A 23,614-nucleotide genomic window follows, 5' to 3' on the forward strand; every position below is an offset into this window, starting at 1 on the left:
GCGGGTGGCGTCGGCGGCCGCTGCTCGGGGCGCTGGGGTCCGATGCGAGTGCTATCATCGGACCTCGCGCGTTGGCGCGTCTGTCGATTGCCCTCTTTCTCTTACAGTACACTGCGCCCGAGGTGGTTCCGGTTGCGCCCATGGGTGAGTCGCTTGCCGCGGAGGCGGCGGGAAGCGAACCCGTGAACAAGGCGATGTCTACGGCATGAAGCACCACTCGTCCGGCTTGTGGAGCGCAAGGCCACCACACGTCACTCAACACTGTTACGGGTTGCGGCCTTTCGTACCTCCGAGCAACTCGAACGCGGCGTCCCATGCTTGGGAATCAGATTCATCGCGCGGCGGCAGGCGGTCGCGAGTGGGCTGGCGGTCATCATCCGTGGCTTCCGGATCCGCGCCAGCATCTAGTAGCAGTCTCATCATCGGGAGGTCCAGCCTCGATATCGCAATTCCGAGCGCAGTGCATCCGGTCAGCCCACCCCAGTCATTGATAGTCCGAGTGGCCCCCGCTCTCAAGAGGAGAGAAGCCATGACCACATTGCCCACCTCCGCGCACGCCCGCAGCGGTGTGTCTCCTTCGCTGCTCCGCACGTTGGGCTCGGCACCCGCGTTCAGGAGCACTTCAACTGCCGCTAGCTGGTTTTCGCAGACCGCCTCCAACAAAGGGGTCCTGTCCCGCTCCGCGTCCCATGCGTTGACATCCGCGCCGTGCTCAAGCAGCGCCAGGAGCACATCAAGTTCGCCTCCATTGGCGAGTGCGTGGATGGCCACTTGCATTGGAAGCAATCCCGGCCACTCCTGCTGTGGCTCGTTCGGATCGGCCCCCCTGGTTAGTAGCGCCTTGACCTGGGCTGTATCATGTTGCTTGATCGCCGTGAAGAGTTCTTCCGACATGACTCACAGCTCCGCCATTGGATGACCTTCGCAATGCCCTGTTCGAGTTCGGTCATTGTTATATCGTGGCCCGGGTCGGGCTTGCCTCCAAAGCATTCTTTCTCAATCTCCCACCGTTTCTCCAGAACTCTTTTCATCGCTTCACGACGCAGCCGGATCCTGGAGCAAGGCACCTTGTGATTGTCACGGTCACCGCGTGGAATCAGTGGATGCGGTCATTCGCCCACGACACATACAACGCTCGTTGCACCATGGACATCGAGCCCTCCGCGGCAGAGGGTGACTTCATGCTGCAACAACTCAAGCAGCACGTTGCCGAGTTCAAGAAGTACAAGAGTCACATTGTCTTGCGTGATAAGAACAATGGGAAATGGTACTTCAGGGCTCCGCCCGATTTCAACGTTGAAACCAACGTGGCCTGGTACCCGAACAGCGAAGGCCCTCAAGACTATCAACCCGTGCTTTGTGACTTCAATGGAGACGGGTATGTCGACATGGCCATGAGGAACCGCGATGATTCCCTTGTGGGGCCCGGGACATGGGTCTTCAGGGCCGGGCCCGGCTTCTCTCCATCCTCCGAATGGTCTTTGGCCTGGTCAGCGCGCAGCGGAACCGGCTATCAGCCATTCGCTGGAGACTTCAATGGCGATGGAACTTGCGAGATGGGGGTGCGCGAGATTTCAACGGGGAAGTTCTACTCCCGGGCCCCAGTGACTGGCTCAGCGGAGACCCATTTGTTCACGTGGTCGCCTGGCACCCAATATGAGCCGTTTGTCGGAGATTTCGACAAGGATGGCGTGGCGGATATTGGCTTCAGGGACAGTAGCAATGGGCACTTCTACTGGCGAAAAGGGCCGTCATTCTCCAGCGAGGGCAGTTACTACTGGACAGCGGGACAGGGGACCAACTACCGGCCCTTCGTGGGCGATTTCAATGGCGATGGGTATTGGGACATCGGTCTGAACGACACGAGCATCGGCAGAATATACATCAAGTATGGGCCGAATTTCGCGGGAAACCAGTCGGGATTCGACTGGGCTGCGGGCTCTCACTATCAGGTGCTGACGGGGGATATTCGGTAGAACCCCCGAGGACGCCCCCTCCAGGGGGCGTCTTGCCGCACGCCGCACGACAACGAACTCACGTGGCCCCAGTCGAATCCGCCTTCGCGGTCGTTGATGTAGCCGTCGAGCGACGTCATCATGCCGAAGGTCACCTTCGCGGAGATGTTGCCATCGGCGAACACTGCCTTCCATGTCGCCTTGGATTCCGGCGCCGTGGATGAACAGAACTTCCTTCATTGGCTCCTCTGTTGGCCATTTGTAAGCAGTTGTAGTCGTGAACCAATTCCTCGCTTCGGACGAAAGCAGCAAGTCCTCTGACACCTGCTCGGGACTCGCGGCGTTTGTCTTCCCAGCGCTGGAGCGCTTGCCCGTGGTCGCCTCACCCTTCGAGGAAGAGGTGCGGCATCGTCCACCTCTCGACCATCGGAGCAAGGAGGGAGGATGAAGAGGGGGGGACCCGTCCAGGGAGACATGGTTAGAGTCCCCGCCGCGAACGGACACGGAGGTCGCACATGGCCAGAGGCGCTTTCTTCAACGTCCCCTTTCACGGGCACACCAACGCCACCTTTCCCGTGGTGCGCGAGCTGGTGGAGCGGGGCGAGGACATCACCTACTACCTCACCGACTCGTTCCGTCCCCAGGTGGAGCGGGCCGGCGCGCGCTTCCATCGCTACGAGAGCACGGTGGAGGAGGGCCTGAAGTCCGGCACCGTGGGGTTCCTGCCGGCCCGCATGCCCGCGGAGAGCCGCGCGGTGATTCCCCAGCTGCTCGAGGCCGTGCGCGCCCAGCGCCCCGACTACGTGGTTTATGATCCGCTCTGCCTGTGGGGGCAGATCCTCGCCAACCACCTGCGCATTCCCGCGGTCCTCTTCCGCCCCACCATGGTCGTGACGGCGCGCGGCGGCGCGAGCCTGGACTTCATGAAGAGCCGGATCGCGATGTTTCCGGGCCTGTTCGAGCAGGCGGGAAAGGACATCGCCGCCCTGCAACAGGAGTACGGTCTGCCTCCGACGGATCTCTGGGGCATGCTGGGCCACGAGGAGCCCCTGAACCTGGTCTGCGTGCCGCGCTCGTTCCAGTCCGGAGGCGAGGCCTTCGATGAGCGCTACGTCTTCGTGGGGCCGTCCATCCGGGAGCGCGGAGACACCGGGGACTTCCCCCTGGCGCACCTCGAGGGCGGGCCGGTGCTCTACATCTCGCTGGGAACGGTCTTCAACAACTGGCCGGAGTTCTACCGGATGTGCTTCGAGGCGTTCGGCGGGACGCCCTGGCGCGTGGTGCTCTCCACCGGGCACGCGGTGAACGTGGCGGAACTGGGCGCGGTGCCCGGCAACTTCCTCGTGCGCCCCTCGGTGCCCCAGTTGGAGGTGCTCGAGCGCACGTCCGTCTTCGTCACCCACGGCGGGGCCAACAGCCTGATGGAGTCCTTCGCCCATGCCGTCCCCGTGGTCGTCATTCCCCAGATGGCCGAGCAGCCGCTCAACGCCGTGCGGGTCGCCGAACTGGAACTGGGGCTGGCCCTGCAACGGGAGACCGTCACGGTGGAGCAGTTGCGGCGGGCGGTGGCGCGGGTGTCGAGCGAGCCCGCGTTCCGGGAGAAGGCGCGGAGCATGCAGCAGGAGGTTCGCGCCTCGGGAGGCTACCGCCGCGCGGCCGAGGCCATCCTCGCGTACAGGGAGAAGCGGGCCGGAGCCAGCGCTTCCTGATCAGTTCGGCCGCAGCTTCGTGGTCGACTGGGGCAGCTCCAGCGACTCGAAGACGCCGACGGGAGCGAAGGCCGTCACGCGCAGCAACTGGTCGCCCGTCTTGTAGACGGAGAGCTCGAACTGGAAGGGCTTGCCGCCACGAGTGCCGTGCCCGCTCACGGTGGCGAGGCGCGACTTGTTGCCCGGGGTGGCGCCCTCGGAGGTGCCCGTCACCTGGAAGTCGGGATGGCGCGTGCGCAGGTCTCGCAGCGCCACGTCCCGCGCCTGGAGCAGATCCGCGGCCTCCGCCGGATTCCACTCGCGCACGGCCACCATCAGGTTGCCGTTGACGTCCGGATGCGACAGCCACATGTCCACGTGGGGTTCCGGCGCCGACAGGTTCGCCTTGTGGCGATACCACCCGTCCGAGGGGATGGGCAGCTTGTAGCCGAACCGTTGGCTCACGAGGGTACTGCCGCGCAGCAGCCGGTAGCCCTCGAGGTCCGGCCGCAGCGCGATGCGCGCGCGATCCGCCAGGGACTGGGAGGAGGAGAGCCGCACGAAGCCGACGATCTCCACCGTCATGCCGAGCAGCGCGGCGGTGAGCGCCACGCCCCCGAGGAAGGCCGAGGGCTTGCCCCAGACGAGCGCGAGCACGCCGCAGGAGAAGGCGCACACGACGAGCGTGAAGAGGTACTGCGCCTGGTAGAGGCTCATGCCTCCGAAGACGAACAGGCCCACCACCAGCCGGAGCAGGGCCAGCATGCGCAGCTGCTCCTTGCCCCGCAGCAGCCCGATGCCGAGCAGCGTGTCCACGCCCACGCCCACGAGCGTCCCGGCGAGCTGCACGGCCCGGAGCGACTCATTCGTGGACATGGAGGGAAGAAAGAGGAACTCGAAGAGGTGCAGCACGGCGTTGAGCAGCAGCAGGCCACCGCCCAGGGGGAGTGTGGAGGTCGCCGGCTCGGAGGGCGCGGCCGGAGCGGGGGCGGGCGCTCCGCGGGAGAGCTTCGCGGACGAGGCGGGCTCCATCTCCGGGAGGTACTCCACGCCAGGCACGTACTCGGACGCGGCGGCCGTGGGGGTGGGCATGGCCGGGGCCCGGCGCACGGGCGCGGGGGCGACGGTGGGGACGGCCAAGGACGCGCGGGCCACCGTCGAGGTGCGTCCACAGCGGGGACACAGGGCCTGGGCCCGGGGCCGGTGCTTGAGCGCGCAGTGTGGGCAGGTGATCCAGTCAGCGTCCACGGTAGGCCTTCCCGCTCGTCTCCGGGCTCCACGCGAGCGCGGGAGGAGACATCCCAGGTTGTAGCAGAGAGGCGGCCCCGGGCGGTAGCGGGGCCCGGGAAGGCGAGCGGACTCAGGGGCTGGGGGGCAGCACCATCCGTCGCATCAGGTGCTCGATCGCCTGGGTGGGATCCTCGCACAGGCCCGAGTGCACGGGGCCCGTCTGGATCACCGTGCTGCGCGGGGCCACCAGCCAGTGGAAGCGCTCCTTCTGGGGGAGCTGTCCCACGGGGCCCGCCGCGCGGCCTCCGGCGCACACCCGGGGAATGGAGGCCAGGTGGTGCAGGAGCGTCTCCGGGTCCGTGCCCGGCGCGAGCGCCTCGAGCCGGCGCGTGTCCAGCTCCACCCGCGCGCCGAGGAAGCGGTGGGTGAGGCAATAGAGGATGACGCCCGCGTTGATGAACTCCTCGCGCTCCACGCGCGGCACGACGCGGATGATGGCGTAGTCAAACGAGTTGCGCACGGGCACGGATGGCCTCCTCGATGAACGCGGGAGCTGCATTCAGGCGCTCGAGCAGGAAGGAGGCGTAGGCCTCGCGGTGCTCGGTGACGGTGGAGAAGCGCGGCTCCTGGGTGGGACCGAGCCAGGCCTCGGGCACGCGGGCGACGATGCCGTGGATGACGTCCGCCGTCACGCGCTCGCGCAGGGTGGCCAGCGCCTCGGGCAGCGCCGAGGCCCAGGGCAGCAGCACATGGTCGCGCACCGCGGGGAACCGGCTCTGGCTGCGCTCGAGGTAGTCGTCCCAGGAGTGGTGGAAGTAGAGCGACGCGCCATGGTCGATGAGCCACAGCGCCGAGTGCCAGCACAGCAGGTTCGGGTTCTTGGGCGTGCGGTCCACGTTCGTCACGTAGGCGTCCAGGCACACGATGGCCGAGGCCTCGGCGGACCCGGGGGTGGGGCGCACGGTGGGATCGAACGTGATGGAGCCGGGCAGGTAGTCCATGCCGAGGTTGAGTCCGGCGCTCGCCTTGATGAGATCGCGGATCTCCCCATCCGGCTCGGCGCGGCCGAGCGCGGGATCCAGCTCCAGGAGCACGAGCTCGGGCACGCGCAGGCCGAGCGCGCGTGCGAGCTCTCCGGAGAGGATCTCCGCCACGAGCGCCTTGATGCCCTGGCCGGCGCCGCGGAACTTGAGGACATACATGCCCGAGTCCTCCGCCTCGACGATGGCGGGGCACGAGCCGCCCTCGCGCAAGGGCGTGACGTAACGGGTCGCGGAAAGGGTTCTCACGGGGTTTCCTTCGATGCGGGGAGGTTCGGGGTGGGAAGGACGGGGGGCCGTCCTCCCCCTGACTGCCGGGACTGCCGGCGGCGCTCCTGGGTGTACTCGCCCACGGGCGTCTCGCCCCGGCGGGCGCGCACCCGGAGTTCATAGAGGGCATTGCGCTCGGCGTGCAGGGCATCCGGCGCGTCCTCGGGGACGGGGGCCAGCGGGTAGCGCAGATCGATCTGGCTCAGCTCGATGCCCACGGGATCCAGGACGACGTAGGCGCCCAGCACCAGCGTGGCGGCCGTCATCCAGGGGAAGGCGCGGCGCAGCAGCCTCGTCGGGGGCTCCAGGTGGACGGGCGGCTCGGGTGCCTCCCGCTCCTCGAGCGGACGGAGAGGACCCCCCAACAGGCCCGGGAAGCGGCGCGCGGCGGACAGCAGTCCGAGCAGCACCGCGCAGCCCCCGAGCGCGAGCAGCACCACCATCCGGCCCTCGTCGCCAGGGGAGGGCGCCTGCGCGGACTCGAGGTGCCGGGAGCCGAAGAAGAGCACCGTGGACACGAGGTTGTTGGCCGCGTGCGCGAGGATGCCGGGCCACAGCGAGCCCGTGCGCCACAGGAGCCAGCCGAACAGCAGGCCCAGCTCCAGGCGCGACACGAAGCCCATCCGGTCCAGGTGGAACGCGCTGAAGAGCGCCGCGGAGAAGAACAGGGCGCGCCACGGGGGGCCGCCCCGCGCCAGCAGCCCCCGGAAGAAGACGCCCCGGAAGAAGAACTCCTCGCACAGGGGCGCGCCGATGCCCAGGCCCGCCACGATGAAGGCCAGCTCCACGGGGGACTGTCCCAGGAAGATGCCCGACACGTCGTAGTCATTCCAGGACTCGGGCAGGACGAGCTGGGCCAGGTACTGCACGGGGGCGATGATGCCGAAGAAGTTGGCCAGTCCGAGGACGAAGCCGAACACCGCCGGCCCCGTGCTCCAGGCGGACAGGCCGGTGTAGCGCGCCGGGGCCCGCCCGGTGGCGCTCAGCACGAGCCAGCCCCCACCGAGGAAGACGAAGAGCTGGGTGAACCAGACGCCCAGGGCGAGGTTGAGCACCTGCACGGGCGAGACGAGCAGGAAGGCGAGGAACACCGCCAGGGTGGCGGCCACCGCGACGCCCAGCGGATCCAGCGGCCTGGAGTCGGAAGGGGGGGCGGGGTTGGGGCTGCTGACGTCTTCCACCACGGGACTCCGGCTGCGAGAGAAAGGGGATGTGTAAAACACGACATCCAGGCGCGAAGCACTCCTATAATGCCCGGACCTTGACGCCCCCATTCGAAGAACGAACACGGCGACGGACGAGCGGACGGGAGCGGGTCGGGCTCCAGCGCGCGGGGTTGCTGACGGTGCTGCTCGGTTCGTCGCTGGCCTCGGCCTCGGCGTTCCAGGTGGAGGCGCGCACCGAGGCCCAGGTGTATCAGATCCGCTCCTGGCGCGACGCCGCGCCGAGCGAGCCCGTGCTGCTGCCGCGCCGGCGGATCGTCCAGTACCTGGGAGTCGCCGGGTACGAGCTCGTCACCGGGCAGGACCTGGGCTTCGAGTCCAACCTGCGCGTCTTCGCGGACTTCGGTCTGCCGCGGGGGGAGGCGGCGAGGATCGATGGCGTGCGCTCGGAGGACGCGGACCTGCTCCACGCCTTCGTGCGCTACGGGGTGGGGGGCGTCGAGGGGCGGCTTGGCCGGCAGCTCTACGGGGACGTGTCGGACATCCTGGCCTTCGACGGACTGAGCCTGCGCTACGTGAGCCCGGTGGGGGTGGGCGCGGAGGTGTACGGCGGGCTGTGGGTGAAGGGGGCGGGGTTCCTGTCCTCCTCGGTGTACCAGCCCGATGGCGTGCGCGAGAGCGACACCCGGCGCCTGGAGCTGGGCGTGGCCGGCGCGGATTCGACGCTCACGGCGCTCGAGCCCGTGTACGGCGCGAAGCTGCTGCTGGAGAACGTGCGGGGGGTGTCGGCGTCCGTGGGCTACCGCCGGGCGCTGCTGGCGGGCAAGACGGATCTCGAGCGCGCGACGGCGGAGGCCCGCTTTGGACGGGGCCTGGGGTTGAACGCGGTGGCGGGCGTGGACGTGGACCTGTTGCAGCTCAAGCCCGCGCAGGCCCGGCTCCAGGTGCGCTGGGACGCGGAGGACCTGGCCGTGAGTGGCGAGGCAATGCGCCTCTCGCCCGTCTTCTCCGCCGACTCCATCTGGTACTGGTTCGCCTACGCGCCCCGCGACGAGGCGCGCGTGCGCGTGGACTTCTTCCCGCGCGGCGCCCTGCGCTACTACGTCCAGGCGGTGGGCAGCCTCTACCACACCGTCCTCAACAGCTCGCTGCAACTGGCCGAGGCGGCGAAGGCCGCGGGCGGGCAGCCCTCCTTCACCGTGGGCGGCTCGGCGGGCGCGGCGCTGCGCAGGGAGCGCTTCCGCTCCGCGCTGGATGTGTCCGTGCGCGGGGGGTATGGCGGCACGCAGCTCTGGGCGGATCTCACCGCGGGCTATGGCTTCGGCGAGGGCCGCACCACCGTGGATGGGCGGCTGAGCGCGGCGTACATCCATGATGGCTTCAACCCCCTGCTCGCGGGCGGCTTCCTGGGCGCGCAGCTCTGGGCGAGCCAGGCACTCACCCGGGCCGCGCGCGTGTCGCTGGTGCTCGAGCAGAACGTGAACCCCTACACCCGCTGGGACACCAAGGTGTTCTTCCTCTTCGATCTGAAGGCGAGCCTGTAGATGGAGCGCCAGTCCCGAATCGTCCTGGGCCTCGTCGCCCTGTCCCTGGTGGTGGCCGGGCTCGCCTGGGCGGCCACCGCGAACGAGCGCAGCCTCGCCATCTACCCGGCGCAGCGCATCCCCGTGCGCTTCGATCACAAGCAGCACCTGGAGGCGGGGGCCGAGTGCACCACGTGCCATGACAGCGCCCGGACGAGTGCCTCGGTGAAGGATCGCAACCTGCCGGGGCACGAGGAGTGCGAGACGTGTCACGACCTCGACGCGGCGAAAAAGGGGGCGAAGACGGATCCTCCCTCGGCCTGCAACGTGTGCCACCCGGGCTTCGACGCCACGGTGCACCTGGCGCCGCCGAAGCTGGACGCACCCCCGGCCAACCTGAACTTCAACCACCAGCTGCACGTGCAGAAGAAGGTGGACTGCGCGACGTGCCATGGCGCCATGACGGACGTGCAGCTCGCCACCCGGCAGCAGCTGCCGAAGATGGCCACGTGCCTGAAGTGCCATGACGGCCATCAGGCGCCCAAGGAGTGCGGTGCCTGCCACTTGAAGCAGCCCTCGGGGCGACTGCAGCTCACGTTCCCCTCGGGCATCCTGCGCCCCATGCAGGGAGATCCCCTCGGCCTGGACCACGGCCCGCGCTACGAGTTCAACCACGGCAACCGCGCGTCGATGGACCGGGGCACGTGCCTGTCGTGCCACACCGAGTCCTATTGCCAGACGTGCCACGACGCGCTCCAGAAGCCGCTGTCGGTGCACCCCAACGACTTCATCACCCTGCACCCGGTGCAGGCGCGCCAGGACTCCACGCGCTGCTCGAGCTGCCACCGCGCGCAGTCCTTCTGCGCCGCGTGCCATGAGCGCTCGGGGGTGGGACAGAACTCGGACCGCTCGCTGCGCGCGCGCAACGTGAAGGTGCACCCGGACTACAACGCCTGGGTGGAAGTGCCCGGGCCGCAGCACCACGGCGTCGCGGCGTCGCGGGACATGCAGTCGTGCGTGTCCTGCCACCGCGAGGAGTCGTGCCTCACGTGCCACTCGGGGATGACGGGGCGGCAGGTGAACCCGCACCCGGATGGGTTCGCCGCGGCGTGCAAGCGCGTGGCGGCGAGCAATGATCGGGCCTGCCTCAAGTGCCACGCCGAGTCGAGCCTCGCCCAGAAGGGGTGCCGCTGATGCGCCGGTTCTTGTGGCTGGGGCTGCTGGGATGCGCGGCGTGTCTGGAGCCCGGCGAGCCCTTCCTCGCCGCGGCCGACGCGGATCCACCGGACGTGGTGTCCACCGAGCCGGGCGCCGGAGGCACGCTGGAGGCGGGCGGCACGCTGCAGATCCTCTTCTCCGAGCGGATGGACGCGCGCACGCTGCGCCCGGGCATCGCCGTCTTCGAGGGCCGGGCGGAGGTGGCGCTGGAGGTGCTGGTGCCCGCGGAGCCGGAGGGGCAGGACGATCTCGAGCGGGGGGACGTGCCCTCCACCGTCACGGTGCGCGCCAGCGCGGGCGCCTTCACGCCGGGCACGGCCTACACGCTGGTGCTGCGCACGCTGCTCACGGACACCCAGGGCAATCCGCTCGCGCAAGAGGTGCGGGTGCCCTTTCGCACGGAGCCTTGAGGGCCTCCGTGCGAGGGGGAGCCGCGGCTCAGCGCTGGTGGCTCAGGTAGCGGCGGATCTCCTCGGCGAACTGCTTGCACGCCGCCACGTCGGGCGCGGAGGGGCCGAGCTTGAGCTTCTTGTCCTCCTCCACGAGGTAGCGCTGGTCGAGCATGTAGGCCACCGCGTTCTCCAGCGTCACCTTGGCCAGTGACTCGGCGGCGGTGATGCGGCCGGAGTGGTACTCGGCGCGGCCGACGTCCAGCGCCTGGCGCACGAAGGACTTGCGATCCTGCACCGCGCCCGTGGACACCTCGGGCAGCGTGAGGGCGGCGATGAGGTAGGCCTCCAGGTAGTCGCGGAGCTGATCCGCGAGGAACTCCAGCTCCGGCCGGGCATGGGGCTCGGGGGCCACGCTCAGCGTGGTGTCCTCGTGGAGGATGAGGCCCATGCGCACCAGCCGCTCGACGACCTCGGCGAAGATGGTGTCGAAGCTGGCGCCCACCCGGTAGATGAACTCCACCTTGAAGAGGCGCGAGAGCCACAGGGCGCGGGCCTTCACCTCGTCGAAGGGCGCCGGGGAGCCCACCAGCAGCGCGTTGGCCACGAGGCCGCGCGCGGCCACCAGGTTCATCAGCGTGTTCTTGTAGAAGGCCATCTCCCCGCGGCGCTCGTCCTCGGCCTGGTAGATGACCTCGCCGTGCGCCTTCTGGGTGCGCACCATGCCGTCGGAGCAGAAGGTGCGCATGGCGTCCTGGATGGGGCCCATGGCGTCGGGGTTGCTCGGCGAGTCCTTGAGCAGCATGGCCAGGGGGGCCTGCTCCTCGCCGGCGATACGGCGCAGCAGGTGGATGCGCTCGGACAGCTCGCGGCTGGTCATGCCGCGCCGACGGTGGGAGAGCAGGGCGGAGCTCACCAGGGCATGCGGCGTCACGGTGGACACCTTGCTGATGCCGTACATGACGCGGTTGCCCAGGGCGCGCACCAGGCCCTTCTTCTGCTCGTCCGTCAGGGGCTGGGCGGGATCGAGCCCGCGGCTCTTCATCAACTCCACGAGCGACAGGGGCTCGTCGAAGGTGAGGTGGATGCGGCCGTAGCGCGCGGCGAGCACCTTGGGCGTGCTGAGCAGGGCCTTCAGGTCCTCGGGCTTCTTCTCTCCGCCGGCCAGCTCCTTCGAGTAGCTGCCCGACTCCACGACCTTCTCGTAGTCGATGGAGACGGGGACGAAGATGAGATCATTGCGCGCGCCCTCGAGCACGGCCTCCACCTGCCAGGTGAACATGCCGAGCTTGGGCTGGAGCAGCTTGCCGGTGCGCGAGCGGCCGCCCTCGGGGAAGAACTCCTGGTGCACGCCGTCGTGGACGAGCTTCTTCACGTACGCCTTGAAGGTGGCGGCGTAGATCTTGTCGTCCTTGAAGGAGCGGCGCAGGAAGAAGGCGCCGCAGCGGCGCAGGAAGGGGCCGAGCGGCCAGAAGGACAGGTTGGCGCCCGCGGCGACGAGCGGCACGGCGTAGCCGCGGTTCCAGAGGATCCAGCTCATCACCAGGTAGTCCACGTGGCTCTTGTGCGAGGGGCAGAGCACGAGCGGGGCCTTGCTGGCGGCCTTGAGGGCGCGGTTGAGCCCGGCCTCGTCCACCTCGATGCCGTCGTAGATGCGGTTGAAGACCCAGGCGAGCAGGGGCGAGGCGAACGCCAGCATGGTGGGGCTGGCCCTGGCGGCGATGGCCTCCAGGTTGCGCCGGGACTGGCGCAGCACGCTCTCCGGGCTGCGGTTGGTCTCCGTGGCCACGGTGTCCAGCGCCCTGCGCAGGGTGCGGTCGCGCAGCGTCTCGTCGAGGATGCGATCGGCGGGCTTCTCCGGGGGACCGAAGACGGCGCGCGTCTCACGCGACAGGTGGTGGTGCAGCATGCCGCGCACCTTGCGGGCGATCACCTCGTCGGAGTCCTGGGGGTTGTCCGCGATGAAGCGCTTGAGATCGATGGGCTCGCCCACGCGGAACTGGGCGCGGCGGTAGTTGCGGAAGAAGGCCACCATCGAGTGCAGGAAGCCGGGCGCCTCGGGGCTGCCGAACACCCTGTCCCACACGTTGGGGTTGAGGCGCGCGGTGCGCTTCTCCCAGACGAAGAGCTCGGGCACGAGGAAGACGGAGCGCTCTTCCCGGCGCGCCATGGCGACCAGGGTGGGGAAGGGGTTCTCCTCGATGTCCTTGCCCGAGGCGCTCAGCAGGGCCGTCTTCTTCAGGAAGATGAGGCCGCTGTTGCCCGAGTCGCGCGCGTGGGCGAAGCGCTCCTGGAAGGGGCCGCGCTGCTTGGCGTTGCGGAAGGGGCGGGTGAACCAGGGGCGCAGGTTGACCACCGCCCGGATGAGCGGCAGCCCCCGGCGCACGCTCGCCCAGGAGAGATAGAGGAAGTTGATCCACGCCGTGGTGCGCATGACGTGCACCACGAAGCCCTTGGCGTGCAGCGCGCGCAACTCCGCCTCGGCCTCCGCGGGAAAGCGGACGCCGTCGAAGTAGCGCTGCCCCAGTACCCTCGAAACGGGGCCGAACTCCTTGCTCAACGCCTCATGATGATCGACAGCCGGTCCCAGGACGGTGTCCACGTGCGAGCCCCCTTGTTGCACGGATGAGTGGCGTTACATGTTCTCGGGTGTGGCGATGCCCAGCAGGGTGAGCCCCGCGGCGAGCGCCGCGCGCGTGGCATCCGTGAGCGCCAGCCGCGCCTGCTTGAGTGGCTCGTCCCCCTCGAGGAGGACGCGCTTGGCCCGATCCTGGTTGCCCAGGGTGTAGTAGCGGCTGAACTCCGCGGCCAGATCCAACAGCCACCGGGCGACATAACTCGGCTCCTGTTGATCCGCCGCTTCCTGCACCACCACGGGCAGCCGGGCGATGGCGCGCAGCACCGCTTGTTCCTCGGGCAGCGTGAGCCGGCTGGCATCGTAGGTGGTGGGCGCGCCGCCGCCCTTGCGCAGGATGTTGCAGGCACGCGCGTGGGCATACTGGAGGTAGGCCCCGGTGTGCCCGGTGAAGTTGAGGATCTCGTCCCAGTCGAAGGTGTAGTCGGTGGCGCGGCGGTTCTTCAGGTCGCCGAAGAAGATGGCGCCCAGGCCGATCTGCTCCGCCAGCGCCTCGGGGTCGTCCGTCTGGATCTTCCCCTCCTCGATGTTGTTCTTCACCAGGGCGAGGGCGCGCGAGCGCGCCTCGTCGAGCACGTCGGTGAGCAGCACCACGTTGCCCTGGCGCGTGCTCATGCCGTGCACGCGGCCGAAGTTGACGTGCACCATGCGCTCCACGAAGTCGCGGCCCATGGCCTTGAGCACGCGGAAGAGCTGCCGGAAGTGCAGCGACTGATCCGTGGCCACCACGTAGAGCGACTTGTCGAAGTGGAAGCGCTCGTGGCGATCGATGGCCGCCGCCAGGTCGCGCGTGGCGTAGAGCGTGCTGCCGTCGTTCTTCTTGAGGAGCACGGGCGGCTCGTTCTCCTCGTAGGGCAGATCCACGATGAGGGCGCCCTCGGACTGCTTGACGCCCACCGTGCGGGAGATCTCCGCGATCACCGGCTCCATCTTGTCCTGGTAGAAGCTCTCGCCCTCGATGTGCTCGAAGCGGATGCCCAGCCGGGCGTAGATGCGCAGGAAGTCGCGGATGGACGTCTCGCGGAACTCCTTCCACAGCGCGAGCGCCTCGGCGTCATTGGCCTCCATGCGCCGGAAGAAGTCGCGAGCGCGCTCGTCGAAGGCGGGCTCCTTCTCCGCGCGCTGGTTGGCCTGGACGTACACCTTGACCAGGTGCGCCATGTCCTGGCGCTTGGCCGGGTCGCCGTACTCCTGGAAGCCCACGGCGACGAGGCCGAACTGCTTGCCCCAGTCGCCCAGGTAGTTGATGCCCTCCACGCGGTAGCCGAGCGCCCGGTGCAGGTTGGCCACGGCGTGGCCGATGACGGTGGAGCGGATGTGGTGGAAGGCGATGGGCTTGGCGATGTTGGGCGAGGAGTAGTCCATCACCACCGTCTTGCCCGCGCCCGAGTCCCCGCCGCCGTAGCGCGTGCCCTGGGCGCGCGCCGCGTCGATGACCTCGGCGGTGAAGGGCAGGAGCGAGAAGCGCGCGTTGACGTAGGGGCCAGCGGCCACGATCTCCAGCCCGGGCACCTTCAGGTTCTGCGCGAGCCCGGCGGCGATCGCCGGAGGCGCCTTCTTCTGCGCCTTGGCCAGGGGAAAGGTGGGAAAGGACAGGTCCCCGTGCGCGGGATCGGCCGGCTTGACCTGGGCGTCGATCTCGGAGGCAGGCACACCCAGCGACTGGGCGAGCGCCTCGACGAATGCTGCCCGGTAATGCGAGTAGGCGGAAGTGCTCATGGGACGCGCGGCATACTAAACGAAGGAGTCGGGTATTCCGCGCATCTTCTGTTGACGCATCGTGTCGATCTGTCTCTTGGTGGAGCCTCTTCAGGACACCGCGCCCCGGCGGCTCGGGCGCACCACGGCGGCCACGGTGTCGAGCAGTCGCGGCAGTTGGAGGGGCTTCTCGAAGAAGCCATCGATGCGATCCAGGCCCTGGCCGGCGCCGAGGGTGGACACGTCGCTGGCGCCCGAGATGATGTAGACGGCCACGTCGGCGAGCGACTCGGTGCCACGGATGAAGCGCAGCACCGAGCGGCCGTCTTCCTCGCTCAGGCGCAGATCCAACAGCACCATGGCCGGGCGGATGTGCGAGAGGATGGAGCGTGCCTCGGAGGCGCCCGAGGTGGACATCACCCGGTAGCCCTCCTGCTCGAGGACCTGCTGGAGCACCTCGCGGCAGTCCACGTCGTCCTCGACGAGGAGGATGCCACCGGCGCGGGGTCCGCTCTGGGCGAGGTCGGGCGAGCTGACGGCGCCGGCGAACAGGGGCATGACCATCTGCAGGGCGGTGCCCTCGCCCAGGGTGCTCGAGGCCTCCACGCGGCCGCCGTGCAGCGCCATGATCTTGGCGACCAGGGGCAGGCCGAGGCTGTGGCCCTGGCCACGCGTGCCATCGGGGCGGTGGAAGGGATCGAAGACGTGCTCCAGGTCCTCGGTGCCCAGGCCCGGGCCGCTGTCCTTGACGGTGAGCAGGGCGAGTCCGTCCTCGCTGCCCACGCGCAGCTCCACGGTGTCCTCGGGCTCGCAGCGGTTGATGCCGCTCTCCACGAGGTTCTGGATGGCCTCGGCGATGCGCTCGCGGTCGCCGCGCACGAAGACCTCGCCCGTGGGGGGCAGGACGAGCTGGACCCTGGACTGCTCGGCGACGGGGGCGAGGGAGCGCACCACCTCCTCGGCCACGGCCTTGAGCCCGAAGGGGCGCTGGTTGAGCTGCATCTTGCCCGCCTGCAGCCGGGACATGAGGAGCAGATCATTCACCATGCGCAGCATGCGGTCCGCGCTCCGGTCGCACACCTGCACCGCGCGGCGCTGGGCGTCCGACAGGCCCCCGAGCTTCTCGCGTCCCATCATCGCCAGGTAGGCCTTGATGGTGGTGAGGGGGTTCTTCAAGTCGTGGGACACGTTGCCGAGCAGCTCGTCGCGGCTCTGCTCCAGGGCCTTGAGGCCGGCGATGGCCGTCTGCAGGTCCTTGTTGCGCCGGGCGCTGTCGTCGCGCAGGCGCGCCACCTCGTAGGAGGCGGACAGTTGGCTGGCGAGCGCCATGAGGAGCGAGTCCGGGGCGGAGCGGCGCGGGGCGAGGATGGCGAGCACGCCGCTGGTGCCCAGGGGGCTCTCCAGGGGCACGGCGACGGTCTCCTCGTCGCGCAGGATGGCGCGCTCGGCGAAGGCGCGGCCCACGACGCCCTCCTCGGGGGTGGCGGCGGTGATGCGCTCGTCGTAGCGGCCGCGCACGTGCTCCACGTGGAGCTGGTTGCGCGCGGGCAGGTAGCGCGCGACGTAGCAGGCCTTGGCCTGCATCAGGCCGTGGATGAGCTGGAGCTGGGCGCGCAGGGCCTCGGTGGGGCCCTCGCTGGAGGTGATGTGCTGGGCCATCTCCGCGAGGGTGCGCTCGGCGACCTCGCTCTCCACGGGAGGCTGGGGCTTCACCAGGCGTCGGGCGGCGGGCTTCTTGGGCTCCGGGCGCAGGGTGACGATTTCGGCCAGATGGGGAACCTTCTTCTTGGGCACGGAGCAACCTCGGCGGCCAGGGAGCGGTGCTTCCGCCCCTCATCGACGGGAGAGGGTGGATGCCTCACCCGGCGCACTGAATCCTGCGCCAGTGGACACGCGGGTGGGAACCCGGGTGTGCCACCGGAGCGGGACAGCGCTCTCCGCAGGACAATTGCGATGTCCAACAGGTGACATCAGGTGGGGAGGCGGTCGGCCAACCCCATGGGTTTTCCAGGGTTTGGCTAGGCCTGGAAGCCGCTCTCCTGGAGCGCCTGGGCGGCGGCCATCTGGACGCGGCGCGCGGTGTCGCCCGTGGTGAGCTTCTGGATGGGCTCACGCGCGGGGGCGTACTTGAGGGGCCCGAGCGCCTTGAGGGCGGCGAGCTTCACGTCGTCGGACATGTCGTCGAGGAAGGGCAGGAGCGCCGGGGCGATGCGCTCGTCCTGCTTGCCGGTGATGTAGTGCAGCAGGACGACCTTCTTCTCCGGGTCGCGCATGTACTGGGAGCTCAGGGCGGTGAGCGTGTCCACGACGGTGGAGACGACCTCGGCCTCGCTCTGGAGCGACTCGAGGATGCGCACGGCCCAGGACGTGGCCTGCTCGTTCTTGCGCAGGAACTCGGAGACGGGGGCGATGGCGTCCTTGCCGAAGCCCTTGATGAGCTCGAAGACGTGCTCCTTCTCGTCCGCGTCCGTGGTGAGCGGCTCCACGTTGATGGTGTAGCGGTGCATGAGCACGGTGACGGCCTCGGGGAACTTCATCTCCCCGAGCTGCTGGATGGCCTTCTGCCGGGAGGTGGGGTCGCCGTACTTCTGGGTGACCTTGGGCTTGAGCTTGAGGGCTTTGTCGGGGCCGGAGCCGCCGAGGAAGTCGAAGATACCCATGAGTGAAGAGGCTCCGAGGGGGGTGAGTCGGGTTCTTGAGGGCCGTGTAGGACGCGGCGGAGGGGAACGCAAGAGGCTTGGGGGGAATGCCCGGGGGCGGCGGCCTAGAGGTGGAGCGCGCCCCGGACATCCGTCTGGTAGGCCTGGGCGAGCGACTCCGCGGCGCGGCGCGCCTCGTCCGAGAGGTTCTCGGGCACCTTGATCTGGAGGGTGAGGTAGAGATCTCCCGGAGGCCCGCCCTTGAGCGAGGGCGAGCCGCGGCCCTTGAGGCGCATCTTGCGGCCGGACTGGGAGCCCGGGGGAACCTTGACGGTGACCTCGCCCTGGAAGGTGGGCACGCGGATCTCCGCGCCCAGCATGGCCTCGGAGACGGTCACCGGGAGATCCATGGACAGATCATCTCCGTCCCGGCGCACCAGGGGGTGCTCGGACACGATCGTCTCGATGTAGAGATCGCCCGGAGGGCCGCCCCGGGAGCCCGCGGAGCCCTGTCCGGACAGGCGCACCTTGGAGCCGGTCTGCACGCCCGCGGGAATCTTCACGGTGAGCCGGGCCGTCTCGTCGAGCACGCCCGAGCCCTGGCAGGAAGGGCAGGGGGGAGCGGCGCGTCCGGAGCCGCGGCAACTGGGGCAGGTGCCCCCCGCGGCCATCCCCAGCATGCCACCTGCCCGGCGCACCTTGCCCGTGCCCCCGCAGGTGGCGCACGTGGTGGGAGTGCCCACCTGGCCCGAGCCCTGGCAGCGCTGACAGCGTCCGGGACGTTGCAGCGAGATGCTGCGCTCGGTGCCGGTGAGGGCCTCGGCGAAGCTGAGCGTGAGCGTGGCCGAGATGTCTTCGCCCGGAGTGGGACCCGCCGCCCGGCCGCCCGCGCGCCCGAAGACCTCCCCGATGTCCACCCCGCCGGCGCCGCCGCCCGCGCGCCCGAAGATGTCGCCCAGGATGTCCCCCAGGTCGAAGTCCACGCCGCCGCCCCCCCCACCGCCACCGCCGAAGGGCATCCCTCCACCCGAGGCGCGCGCGGCCTTGTAGGCGCGATACTGCTGGGCCTTCTTCTCGTCGAACCCGAGCTTGGCGGCCTCCTCGCCGAACTCGTCATAGAGCTTGCGCTTCTTCTCGTCCGACAGCACCTCGAAGGCGGCGTTGAGTTGCTTGAACTTCTCCTCGGCGCTCTTGTCCCCCGGGTTGACATCCGGGTGGTACTTGCGCGCGAGCTTGCGGAAGGCCTTCTTGATGTCTTCGGCCGGTGCCGTCCGGGACACGCCGAGAATCTGGTAATAGTCGTCCGCCATGTGCTTGGCATCCTCCACGATTGCAAGAACGTAACCAGTTGTACGGAGAGCGCCAGCATGGCGTGTTGCCCTGGGTCCGGATGTATAAAGTGAGGGGACCGAGGAAGAATCATGGGTGCGCCGCGCGGACGAACCGTGAAGAGGGGACTGGTAGTGGGCTGTCTCGCGCTGGTGCCGGTGACTTCCGGTGGGGCCGTGGCGCGGGCCGCGCCGCCGACTTCCCTGGAGGGCTCTCGGGTGTTGGATCGGGTGGTGGCGGTCGTGGGCGGGCAGGTGCTGACCCTGAGCGAGTTGGAATTCGAGGCCCGGGTGGCGCTCGTGGAGCGGGGGGGGGTCCGGGCGGCCGATGAGCGGCTGGACGAGCGCACGCTCCTGGGCGCGCTCGAGCTGGGCATCAATCAGCGGCTGCTGGTGGCGGGGGCGGATCGCCTGCAGGCCTTCGCCGTGGAGCGCTCGGCGGTGGAGGATCGGCTGCGGCGGTTCCGGGAGCGCTTCGAGGACGAGCCGGCGCTGTTGTCCTTCCTGGCGCGGCACGACGCGGATCTGGATCAATTGATGGTGGTGCTGGAGCGGAGCGCGCGGGCCGAGCGCATCCTGGACAGCCGGATCCGTCTGCGCGCCCAGGTGAGCGAGGCGGAGGTGCGGCGCTACTGGGAGGAACACAAGTCGACCCTGGGGGGGTCCTACGAGGGCGTGCACGACGCCTTGAAGGAGCGGTTGATGCGGGAGCGCTACGGAGAGCTCGCGAAGGAGGAGTTCAAGCGGATCCGGGCGGACGCGCGGGTGCGCCGGGTGGCGCCCTTCGCCCAGGAGGCGCGGCCATGAGGCGGATGCGGGAGGAGCCCCGGGGGAGCAAGCCGCCGGGCGCCCGGCCGTCCGATTTCCTCCTGCGGCGGATGACGCACGACGATCTGCCCGCGGTGATGGAGCTGGAGAAGGCGTCGTTCACCAACCCCTGGTCGCTGGAACTGCTGCGGCGCGAGCTGGGGCACGACTGGTCCGTCATCTTCCTGCTCGAGGAGCCGACCGAGGAGGGAGGCCGTCGGCTGCTGGGCATCTCCATCTTCTGGATCGTCCACGACGAGGTGCACGTGCTCAACGTGGCCACGACCCCGGAGCACCGGCGGCGCGGGGTGGGGCGAGCCCTGATGGAAGCCACCCTGGCCGAGGGCCGGGCACGCAAGTGCAGCCTGGCGACACTCGAGGTGCGCAAGAGCAACGAGGCCGCCATCAACCTCTACAAATCATTCGGGTTCCGTCCGGTGGGCGTACGGCCCAACTACTACGTGGACGAGGGCCAGGCCGCCGAGGACGCGATCGTGATGGTCCTCGACTTCTAGCGACCGGGGGAGTAGAGGAGCGCGGCCATCCGTAGAGTGTGGGGAACGACCGCCAGTGCTTGACACGGGGGGTCCCCTCCCTATACTCGCGGCCCTTTTTCAAAGCGCAGTGGTAGGTGTGTATGCGCCCCCGGGTACACCCGCCCGGGACAATCGGGAAGGAAGAGGAGTTCAGTGCCGACCATCAGCCAGCTGGTCCGTCAGGGCCGCGAGAAGTTGAACATCAAGGGCAAGAGCCCCGCTCTGAAGGAGTGCCCTCAGAAGCGTGGCGTTTGCACCCGCGTGTACACCACGACGCCGAAGAAGCCGAACTCGGCCCTTCGCAAGGTGGCGCGCGTTCGTCTGACGAACGGAATCGAAGTGACGTCCTACATCCCCGGCGTGGGTCACAACCTCCAGGAGCACTCGGTGGTGATGATCCGCGGTGGCCGTGTGAAGGATCTCCCGGGCGTTCGCTACCACATCATCCGCGGCACGCTGGACTCGGTCGGCGTGGCCGGCCGCAAGCAGAGCCGTTCCAAGTACGGCGCCAAGCGTCCGAGCTGAGCTCGGAGCTGATCACCTTCGTTTCATGACTTGGGACGCTTGCCCCGCACCCTGGGGAGCCTCCCGGATTCGCCAACGCAGTTCGAAGCCCCCCATTGAAGACTCCCGGGTGCATGGGAGCGGGGGCGTAAGGGATAGAAAAAGATGCCTCGTCGTCGCGTAGTAGCCAAGCGCAAGATCCTTCCCGATCCGAAGTTCCAGGACCGCCTCGTCACGAAGTTCGTGAACGACCTGATGCGCAAGGGGAAGAAGTCCATCGCCGAGCGGGTGTGCTACGGCGCCTTCACGCTCATCGAGGAGCGTGCGAAGGAAGATCCCCTCAAGACGTTCAAGAAGGCCCTGGACAACGTCAAGCCGGTGCTCGAGGTGAAGAGCCGCCGCGTCGGTGGCGCCACCTACCAGGTGCCCGTGGAGGTCCGTCAGGATCGCCGCGTGGCGCTGGGCATGCGCTGGATCATCACCTACGCCAAGGCGCGCGGTGAGAAGACGGCCATGGAGAAGCTGGCCGGCGAGATCATGGACGCCGCCAACAACCGTGGCAACGCGGTGAAGAAGCGCGAGGACACGCACAAGATGGCCGAGGCCAACAAGGCCTTCGCCCACTACCGCTGGTAGTCCTCGCAAGTTTCCTGTTGTGCCCGACACCCGGATGCGCTTAACGCGCGTCCGGGTGTTTGCGGTTTTGTAGACATCCGCTTCTGGAGAGGTTTGGAGCCATGCCCCGCGAGTATCCCCTCGAGCGCTATCGCAACATCGGCATCATGGCGCACATCGACGCCGGCAAGACCACGACCACGGAACGGATCCTGTTCTACGCGGGCGCCATCCACAAGATGGGCGAGGTGCACGAAGGCACCACCACGACGGACTGGATGGTGCAGGAGCGCGAGCGTGGCATCACCATCACCTCGGCGGCCATCACCGCGTTCTGGAACCGCAACGAGCAGAAGTACCGCATCAACATCATCGACACGCCGGGCCACGTGGACTTCACCATCGAGGTGGAGCGCTCGCTGCGCGTGCTGGACGGGGCCATCGCGGTGTTCGACGCGGTCAACGGCGTGGAGCCGCAGTCGGTGACGGTGTGGCGCCAGGCGGACAAGTACAAGGTTCCGCGCATCTGCTTCGTGAACAAGATGGACCGGGTGGGGGCGGACTACGAGATGTCCGTGGGCACCATCCGCGAGAAGCTGGGCGCGCGTCCGGTGCGCCTGCAGCTGCCGCTGGGGGCCGAGGACAAGCACCGCGGCGTCATCGACTTGGTACGCATGAAGGCGCTCGTCTTCTCCGACTCGGAGATGGGCAGCCGCTACGACGAGGTGGAGATCCCCGAGGACTTCCGGGCCGAGGCGGACGCGGCGCGCGCGGAGTTGGTGGAGACGGCGGCCGAGCAGGACGACGCGCTCACCGAGAAGTTCCTCGAGGGCACGGAGCTCACGGAGGCGGAGATCCGCTTGGCCATCCGCAAGGGGTGCCTGGCGCTGAGCATCTTCCCGGTGTTCTGCGGCTCTTCCTTCAAGCACAAGGGCGTACAGCCGCTCCTGGACGCGGTGGTGGACTACCTGCCGGGCCCGCTCGACATCCCGCCCGTGCAGGGCAAGAACCCCAAGGGCAAGGAAGAGACGCGGGAGACGAGCGACAAGGCGCCCTTGAGCGCGCTGGCGTTCAAGATCATGCCGGACCCGTCCTTCCCGTCGCAGTCGCTCACCTTCTTGCGCATCTACTCGGGGAGCCTGGAGTCGGGCTCGGCGGTGTGGAACTCGGTGAAGGGCAAGCGCGAGCGCATCGGACGGTTGGTGCAGATGCGCGCGGACAAGAAGGACGAGGTGCCCGAGTGCTACGCGGGGGACATCTGCGCGGTGGTGGGCATGAAGCTGGCCACCACGGGCGACACCCTGTGTGACGACAAGCACCCCATCATCCTCGAGCAGATGGAGTTCCCCGAGCCCGTCATCGACGTGGCCATCGAGCCCAAGTCCACGGCGGACCAGGAGAAGATCCACACGAGCCTGGCGCGCCTGGCGGTGGAGGATCCGTCGTTCCGGGTGAGGACGAACGAGGAGACGGGGCAGACGCTCATCGCGGGCATGGGCGAGCTGCACCTGGAGATCATCGTCGACCGGCTGCTGCGCGAGTTCAAGGTGGACGCCAACGTGGGCAAGCCCCAGGTGGCCTACCGCGAGACGATCTCCCGGGCGGTGGAGACCGAGGGCAAGTTCATGCGCCCGCTGGGCGGCAAGAACCAGTTCGGCCACGTGTGGTTGCGCGTGAGCCCGAACAAGGCGGGGCAGGGCTTCGTCTTCGAGAACACCATCCCCGCGGAGAAGGTGACGAAGGAGTTCGTGGAGGCGGTCAAGCAGGGCGTGCAGGAGTCGCTGCAGAGTGGACCCATCGCGGGCTACCCGCTGCTGGACGTGAAGGTGGAGGCCTTTGACGGCTCCATGCACGACACGGAGTCGAGCGAGATGGCCTTCAAGATCGCCGGCTCCATGGCCTTCCGGGAGGCCGTGCGCGGCGCGGATCCCGTGCTGCTCGAGCCCATCATGGACTGCGAGGTCGTCACGCCCAACGACTTCACGGGTGACGTCATCGGCGACCTGACGGCGCGGCGGGGACGCATCCAGGGCATGGAGCCTCGGCCAGGAGGCGTGCAGGCGATCCTCGCCCAGGTGCCGCTCGCCAAGATGTTCGGCTACTCGACGGACCTGCGCAGTCGCAGTCAGGGAAGAGCGACCTACACCATGCGGTTCAGCAACTACGCGCCGGCACCGAAGGACGCGTTGAATCGCTGAGTGGCTTGCTCCCCCGCGAAGGGAGCAGGCGATTGCAATTGACGTTATCGCGGGTTTGAAGCACGACGCAGCACCTTTTTTTCTCCATTCGATCGGTAAGCCAGTCTCCGAGGAGCAGCGATGAGTAAGGAGAAGTTCGATAGAAGTTTGCCGCACGTCAACATCGGCACCATCGGCC

20 protein-coding genes are annotated in these 23,614 nt (G+C 68.5%); 10 read left to right on the plus strand and 10 right to left on the minus strand.

Features of this window, described 5'->3' with window-relative positions; genetic code table 11:
• Positions 1-264: 264 nt before the first annotated feature.
• The gene (locus D187_RS47940; RefSeq protein ID WP_043435638.1) at positions 265-894 is read right to left on the minus strand and encodes an ankyrin repeat domain-containing protein; all 630 of its coding nucleotides are present in this window, start codon (positions 892-894) and stop codon (positions 265-267) included.
• Positions 895-911: 17 nt separating this feature from the next.
• On the opposite strand from D187_RS47940, the gene D187_RS47945 reads away from it, so the two are divergent.
• On the plus strand, positions 912-1,976 hold the full coding sequence (locus D187_RS47945) for an FG-GAP repeat domain-containing protein (RefSeq protein ID WP_155894079.1): 1,065 nt from the start codon (positions 912-914) through the stop codon (positions 1,974-1,976).
• Between the two features lie 494 nt (positions 1,977-2,470).
• The gene (locus D187_RS47950) at positions 2,471-3,664 is read left to right on the plus strand and encodes a macrolide family glycosyltransferase (protein WP_002623620.1); all 1,194 of its coding nucleotides are present in this window, start codon (positions 2,471-2,473) and stop codon (positions 3,662-3,664) included.
• Here D187_RS47950 and D187_RS47955 read toward each other — a convergent pair whose 3' ends face one another.
• From D187_RS47955 to D187_RS47970, 4 genes are all read right to left on the minus strand, one after another.
• Positions 3,665-4,891, minus strand: a complete 1,227-nt coding sequence (locus tag D187_RS47955; RefSeq protein ID WP_002623621.1) for a hypothetical protein — start codon at positions 4,889-4,891, stop codon at positions 3,665-3,667.
• A 112-nt stretch (positions 4,892-5,003) separates the two neighbouring features.
• Positions 5,004-5,399 carry a DUF3037 domain-containing protein gene (locus tag D187_RS47960; protein WP_043435641.1) on the minus strand — a complete coding sequence of 132 codons (396 nt, stop codon included), beginning with the start codon at positions 5,397-5,399 and terminating at the stop codon, positions 5,004-5,006.
• Complete coding sequence (locus D187_RS47965; RefSeq protein ID WP_002623623.1) at positions 5,377-6,162, minus strand: HipA family kinase; 786 nt, start codon at positions 6,160-6,162, stop codon at positions 5,377-5,379. The genes D187_RS47960 and D187_RS47965 overlap by 23 nt, the downstream gene beginning before the upstream one ends.
• Positions 6,159-7,364 carry a type II CAAX endopeptidase family protein gene (locus D187_RS47970; RefSeq protein ID WP_002623624.1) on the minus strand — a complete coding sequence of 402 codons (1,206 nt, stop codon included), beginning with the start codon at positions 7,362-7,364 and terminating at the stop codon, positions 6,159-6,161. Before D187_RS47970 ends, D187_RS47965 begins: the two co-directional genes overlap by 4 nt.
• Before the next feature lie 80 nt (positions 7,365-7,444).
• Between D187_RS47970 and D187_RS47975 the strand changes: the two genes are divergently transcribed.
• From D187_RS47975 to D187_RS47985, 3 genes are read left to right on the plus strand one after another with little or no spacing between them, the layout of a single operon-like run.
• A complete protein-coding gene (locus tag D187_RS47975; RefSeq protein WP_245592020.1) occupies positions 7,445-8,890 on the plus strand; it encodes a hypothetical protein in 1,446 nt (481 codons plus the stop codon).
• Positions 8,891-10,063 (plus strand): cytochrome c3 family protein, encoded by a 1,173-nt coding sequence (locus tag D187_RS47980; RefSeq protein WP_002623626.1) that lies wholly within the window; start codon positions 8,891-8,893, stop codon positions 10,061-10,063.
• Positions 10,063-10,497 (plus strand): Ig-like domain-containing domain, encoded by a 435-nt coding sequence (locus D187_RS47985; protein WP_155894080.1) that lies wholly within the window; start codon positions 10,063-10,065, stop codon positions 10,495-10,497. Before D187_RS47980 ends, D187_RS47985 begins: the two co-directional genes overlap by 1 nt.
• A 28-nt stretch (positions 10,498-10,525) precedes the next feature.
• Here the strand turns inward: D187_RS47985 and D187_RS47990 are convergent, their stop codons facing one another.
• From D187_RS47990 to dnaJ, 5 genes are all read right to left on the minus strand, one after another.
• Positions 10,526-13,078: a 1-acyl-sn-glycerol-3-phosphate acyltransferase gene (locus D187_RS47990; protein ID WP_043435706.1), complete on the minus strand. Its 2,553-nt coding sequence runs from the start codon at positions 13,076-13,078 to the stop codon at positions 10,526-10,528.
• A gap of 33 nt (positions 13,079-13,111) precedes the next feature.
• Positions 13,112-14,830, minus strand: coding sequence for an arginine--tRNA ligase (argS, locus tag D187_RS47995; protein ID WP_002623629.1), 1,719 nt, complete (start codon positions 14,828-14,830; stop codon positions 13,112-13,114).
• Between the two features lie 90 nt (positions 14,831-14,920).
• Positions 14,921-16,603 carry an ATP-binding response regulator gene (locus D187_RS48000; protein ID WP_002623630.1) on the minus strand — a complete coding sequence of 561 codons (1,683 nt, stop codon included), beginning with the start codon at positions 16,601-16,603 and terminating at the stop codon, positions 14,921-14,923.
• 224 nt (positions 16,604-16,827) lie between these two features.
• Entirely contained in the window at positions 16,828-17,469 is a 642-nt protein-coding gene (locus D187_RS48005) for a HEAT repeat domain-containing protein (RefSeq protein WP_002623632.1), read from the minus strand.
• Positions 17,470-17,573: 104 nt separating this feature from the next.
• The gene (gene dnaJ / locus D187_RS48010; protein WP_002623633.1) at positions 17,574-18,758 is read right to left on the minus strand and encodes a molecular chaperone DnaJ; all 1,185 of its coding nucleotides are present in this window, start codon (positions 18,756-18,758) and stop codon (positions 17,574-17,576) included.
• Between the two features lie 111 nt (positions 18,759-18,869).
• Here dnaJ and D187_RS48015 point away from each other — a divergent pair, with 111 nt between their 5' ends.
• The 5 genes from D187_RS48015 (at position 18,870) to fusA (ending at position 23,436) form a co-directional block, all read left to right on the plus strand.
• Positions 18,870-19,583, plus strand: a complete 714-nt coding sequence (locus D187_RS48015; protein WP_043435642.1) for a hypothetical protein — start codon at positions 18,870-18,872, stop codon at positions 19,581-19,583.
• Positions 19,580-20,098 (plus strand): ribosomal protein S18-alanine N-acetyltransferase, encoded by a 519-nt coding sequence (rimI, locus tag D187_RS48020; protein WP_002623635.1) that lies wholly within the window; start codon positions 19,580-19,582, stop codon positions 20,096-20,098. The genes D187_RS48015 and rimI overlap by 4 nt, the downstream gene beginning before the upstream one ends.
• Positions 20,099-20,272: 174 nt before the next feature.
• Positions 20,273-20,644 carry a 30S ribosomal protein S12 gene (gene rpsL / locus D187_RS48025; RefSeq protein WP_002623636.1) on the plus strand — a complete coding sequence of 124 codons (372 nt, stop codon included), beginning with the start codon at positions 20,273-20,275 and terminating at the stop codon, positions 20,642-20,644.
• A gap of 144 nt (positions 20,645-20,788) precedes the next feature.
• Positions 20,789-21,259, plus strand: coding sequence for a 30S ribosomal protein S7 (rpsG, locus tag D187_RS48030; protein ID WP_002623637.1), 471 nt, complete (start codon positions 20,789-20,791; stop codon positions 21,257-21,259).
• Between the two features lie 101 nt (positions 21,260-21,360).
• Positions 21,361-23,436: an elongation factor G gene (gene fusA / locus D187_RS48035; RefSeq protein ID WP_002623638.1), complete on the plus strand. Its 2,076-nt coding sequence runs from the start codon at positions 21,361-21,363 to the stop codon at positions 23,434-23,436.
• Positions 23,437-23,614: the final 178 nt, after the last annotated feature.

This window comes from Cystobacter fuscus DSM 2262, from assembly GCF_000335475.2.
Lineage (GTDB): Bacteria > Myxococcota > Myxococcia > Myxococcales > Myxococcaceae > Cystobacter > Cystobacter fuscus.